General features: G+C 38.4%; 4 protein-coding genes. All 4 read right to left on the bottom strand.

The features are described from left to right. Window positions 1-226, bottom strand: a 226-nt coding sequence (locus tag ENO17_01120) for a sugar ABC transporter permease (protein ID HER23660.1), incomplete at its 3' end; no start/stop codon positions are given. Between the two features lie 88 nt (window positions 227-314). Beyond that, complete coding sequence (locus tag ENO17_01115) at window positions 315-1,574, bottom strand: carbohydrate ABC transporter substrate-binding protein (GenBank protein ID HER23659.1); 1,260 nt, start codon at window positions 1,572-1,574, stop codon at window positions 315-317. 264 nt (window positions 1,575-1,838) lie between these two features. After that, complete coding sequence (locus ENO17_01110; protein ID HER23658.1) at window positions 1,839-2,834, bottom strand: amidohydrolase; 996 nt, start codon at window positions 2,832-2,834, stop codon at window positions 1,839-1,841. A 408-nt stretch (window positions 2,835-3,242) separates the two neighbouring features. Continuing rightward, entirely contained in the window at window positions 3,243-4,700 is a 1,458-nt protein-coding gene (locus ENO17_01105; protein ID HER23657.1) for a catalase, read from the bottom strand. Between the last annotated feature and the right edge of the window lie 139 nt (window positions 4,701-4,839).

Genomic DNA, 4,839 nt, shown 5'->3' with positions numbered 1-4,839 from the left:
CTATAATAATTATTAAATACAGGGTATTTTTTAATGCCTTCCAAAAGGTTGAATCTTGAGTTAAAGTAATAAAATTATAAATACCAATTTTACCTTTTTCAGTGATAAAAGCAAGCTGTAAAGTTTTTATCAAGGGATAGCCGATAAAACCAGCTAAATATATTAAAGCTGGGAGAAAAAGCAAATAAGGTATCCATTTTTTTTCTCCATGGTCAAAAGATATCATTCTTTCTCCTTTTCACTCTTTAAAGAATGCACCTCCTTATAAGTAAAAGATTTTATTTTTACTATAAGGAGGTGCAGAGAAATTAGTGTTACAACAGTGGCACACCAACTTCTTTAAATATAGCTCTTAACTTATCTCCTACTGATATAATAGTTGCGTCAATATCCGCTCCTTCAATGACTATTTTAGTGAAAGCATCCCGATAAGCAGCTGAAAATTCTCCACCTTTTGCTCCCAGACTCGGTATCATTGCTATGACTGAATCCGGAGATCCTGATTGAGCAAGTACTCCTGCGGCTAAAATTTTAAGCGGTCCCTCGGGGATCACTCCTCCCGCTTCTTTTATGGTAGGGAAGAAGCCTATGTTTTCAAGCATCTTAACCTGGATAGCCGGGCTAGTAAGATAATCGATTAATTTGATAGCATTATCTTTCTGTGGAGCTCCTGCAGGAACTGCTAAACCTACAGCTACAGTTATATATCCTCTACCTTGAGGTCCACTGGGGCACGGAATGATGGCAAAATCTTCAGGTTTTTCAATGACAGCATTCTTTATACGGGCGGTATGATCCCAGGCAATCAGTACTTCTTCTTTGAGTAAGGGCTCATCCATCGATTCCCAGACCGAGCTAGAGGGATGTACATATGATCGAAGTTCTTTAAGATACTCCCACAATTTAACTGCTCTTAGACTATCGAATGCTGCAGCTTGATAACCGGTGAATGATGGATAAATATAACCATGTAAGAATCTATGCCATAATCCCTTAGGACCCATCGGGAAACCAAGCTTTTGTCCTTTAAATGCATCATTAAGGTTTTTTGACCAATTTAGGAGAGCATCGTAGGTCCATTTTGCACTTGCACCGGTTACATCTTCAGCTTTTAAACCAGCCGGTAAATATTGGAATGCTTTTTTATTCACCGCCATGACATAGGTTGCTTGCATCCATGGTACATAAACTTTTTTACCAGCCATAACAGAATAATCTTCTAAGGCTTTAATAAATGTCCGGTTGGGTAAACTAATTCCACTAAGATCATCAAATAAAGCCTTCGTATTCATTAAATCAAGCCCACCATGCAACTCGCCAACAAGCGATATGGTTACTTTTTGAGCAGAGACTTCGGCAGAAAGACGGGTAAACAGGTCAGGGTACTCCATGGGAATAAATTCAGCATTTATACCGGATTCATCGGCAAAACCTTTAAGTAATACACTTTTAGCAAATATCTGCTCAGCCGCCGGTACCATTTGTGTAGATGCAAAGTTTAATGCTGTTTCTGCAAATACGGCTGAAGTAAAGAGCATACAGAAAAATAACACTACCATAAATTTCTTTAACATTTCAAATCCCTCCTTTTAAAATTTTTAACTTAATATTTACAGTATCAGATCATTATTTATAAGATATTTTTTATTTTATCACCTCCCGTCACTCTGCTGCTAATGATGCATTAAATCATTAAAATTTACAGGTCGTTTATATAATTCAAGAAATTCCCTTTCTTCTGCTATCTGCATAAGTAGTAATAAAAATATCTTTTACACAACCTTGTTTATTCATTCTTGCCCATCAACTAATTATTTAAAAGTGAAAGAAGTCACTCCTTATACCTGTATATTCTTCAGTAATCGGATAGCATTATCGTGAAATATTGAACACATACTCGGATCATCCAGTCCGATGTCTCTGCAAGCCTGCCATTGAGCTTGAAAAACGGGATAAGCAAAACCTCGGGGAAAATGGTTGGAATCTGTGCCAAAAATAATTCTTTGAGGACCTATTGTCTCAGTAAATACACGGAATAGATCGTGAATGGTTACAGGATATGGCATCCAACGAATCCAATCGTTTGTCCCGGTGGTATCAACATAGATATTAGGACATGCCCAAGCCAATTGAAGTAATTCACGAGTGTATCCACAACCAAAGTGAGGAATTATAAATGAAATACCTGGGAATCCTTTTGCTATGTCGTGAATCACAAGAGGATTCATATTGATTGCATCACCGATGCCGCCTCCCCCACCCAGGATACCAAAATGAATCAGGACAGGAAGCTGGAACTTTTCGGCTATTTTCCATAAAGGATCTAATTTTGGATCATCCAATCTTTTTTCTACTGTGGGAGCAAGTATTTTGTAACCACGTAAATCTAACTTGGTAATTGCCCGGTCAAGTTCTTCTGCTGCACCCGGGGAAAATGGATCATGGTGAGCAAAGCCAACAAAGATGTCAGGAGCAAGTTTGATTATTTTTGCTAACTGATCATTCCCTCCACCGGTAAGAAATACAACTTTGTCAATTTTATATTTTTTGGTTTCATCCACCCATCTTTTTGCTTGAGTTTCAATATTCGGAATATTTTCTTCAGTATCTGGAATGAGGTAAGTATCACGCCAACGTTTACTAAGGATTTGTTGGTTCTGATTTATTTTTTGAAGTTTTGTTCTTCCAAAACGATCAACAAATCTCTTTTCCCATCCATCTAGATAAACATCATGGTAAACCGGAAAGTGCAGATGAAAATCAATGATAGAAATTGAAGGGATTTTAAGCATTATAGATCCTTTCGGTTTCATTTCTTTTTCAGTGGGAAACATTTTTATTACTTAATGTTTTTAACTATATTATAAATGAATTATATTTCGATTGTCAAAAGAAAGAATTGCCTCTTTGGCAATCTTTCCTCTAACTACCACACTAAAGTTTACACTAACAATTACCTCATTAAAAAAGTACTCCAAATTATTTTAATTATAGTTTAATCTCCTCTATATTTAAAGAAAGGAAATGATATTCTATTTTCGCACCTACTCTCTTTATTTTCAAAATTCAGTAAAATGCTTCTGCTTTTTCTCTAAAAATTGTTTTATATATTTTGCATAAACTTTCAAAATATCTTTACTCCTCACGCAACCCCTTATAATATAAGGTTTTTTATCTACATCTAAAATAAGCCATTTTAAGCCCCTATTTTAAAAATATGACCAATCACCTTAACCCCACTTTTATAGTTTTAGACCTTTAGCTACTGATTGACTCAACTTTGGGTCAGCCTTAGTCAGGTTTCCAATCTCCCGCTGCTGTATCGATTTGTTAATGTACATGAGATCGCTAACCAGGTTATCTACCAGATGTTCCTGATCCATCTTACTCAAGGAACGATATCTTTCTCCAGCTTGGGCGAAATCATTTGTTTTACTGATTTTTTGACGAGTCACTTCTCCTTCTATCCTGTATTCTCTTGGAGTACCAGTTGGAGCTTCCTTGGGTACATCGCGATCCAGGCTACTGGGTTCATAATTAACCGGCCCACTGAATTCTCCAATCTGCATAGCTCCATCTCGTTGATTGTTATTGACCGGTACGATAGGACGGTTAACAGGAAGTTGCAGGTAGTTCGCACCCAAACGATGGCGTTGCGTGTCAGCATAGGAAAAGGTTCGACCTTGCAGCAATTTGTCAGCAGAGAATTCGATTCCCGGTACAATACTGGCAGGACAGAAAGCGGCTTGCTCTACTTCAGCAAAGAAATTCTTGGGATTACGATTGAGTATCATTTTACCCACCAGCATCAAGGGGAATTTATCCTCAGGCCAGGTCTTGGTAGCATCAAGTGGATCAAAATCCTGGTTTAATTCTTCAGCAATATCCATCAACTGAACATTGAGTTCATATTCAACCTCTCCATTGCTGGCTAGCGTCTCCCAGAGATCGCGGGTAAGGAAATCCGGGTCAATACCGGCCAGTCTGCCTGCTTCATGACGGTCAAGGCTTTGAACGCCTAATTTAGGTTTCCAGTGATATTTCACATAGACAGCCTTCCCTTTGTCATTCACCCAGACATAGGTGTTGACACCAAAGCCCTCCATCATGCGGAAACTTTTTGGTGTTCCCCGATCAGAAAAAAGCCAGGTGATCATGTGGGTCGACTCTGGGGTCAGAGATATGAAATCCCAAAAACGATTATGATTAGAAGCTGCTGAGGGCATATTGTTATCCGGTGCACCCTTAAAGGCATGAACCATATCCGGGAACTTGATAGCGTCTCTAATGAAAAATACCGGGAGATTATTTCCCACCAGGTCATAGTTGCCCTCTTCGGTATAAAACTTAACGGCAAAGCCCCTGGGATCCCGCACTGTATCTGCAGAACCTCGTCCTCCGGTAACAGTTGAAAACCTTACAAATACTGGAGTTTTTTTCTTCGGATCTTGAAGGAATTTCGCCTTGGTGAAAGACATCATGCCCTTGTAAGTCTGAAAATAACCGTGTGCTCCTGCTCCCTTGGCGTGAACAACTCTTTCCGGAATGCGCTCCCTATCAAAGTGAGACATCTTCTCGATAAACTGTATATCCTGTAACAAAACCGGACCCCGTTCACCCACGGTCGTTGAATTCTGGTTATCAGAGATGGGGACACCCTGATTGGTAGTCAAATATTTTTCTTTCCTTTTTTCTTTCATAACATTATCCTCCTTTCATAAATAAAAAATCCTTTCTTTTTTTTATTTTTTTTAGGTTAATCCATCAATTTTTATGGTTAAAACCTGACTGCAAGTCGCTATTGCGCCTATTTTAAAATACTAAGGCAGTGTGTTATTT

It is taken from the genome of Candidatus Atribacteria bacterium, from assembly GCA_011056645.1.
Taxonomy (GTDB): domain Bacteria; phylum Atribacterota; class Phoenicimicrobiia; order Phoenicimicrobiales; family Phoenicimicrobiaceae; genus Sediminicultor; species Sediminicultor quartus.
Note: the sequence above shows the minus strand (reverse complement) of the source record. Positions and strands in the feature narration are given on the sequence as shown.

Bases quoted from the DNA above. Each gene is read 5' to 3' on its own strand.
- ENO17_01115 (HER23659.1), bottom strand. From the start codon at position 1,574: ATGTTAAAGAAATTTATGGTAGTGTTATTTTTCTGTATGCTCTTTACT.
- ENO17_01110 (HER23658.1), bottom strand. From the start codon at position 2,834: ATGTTTCCCACTGAAAAAGAAATGAAACCGAAAGGATCTATAATGCTT.
- ENO17_01105 (HER23657.1), bottom strand. From the start codon at position 4,700: ATGAAAGAAAAAAGGAAAGAAAAATATTTGACTACCAATCAGGGTGTC.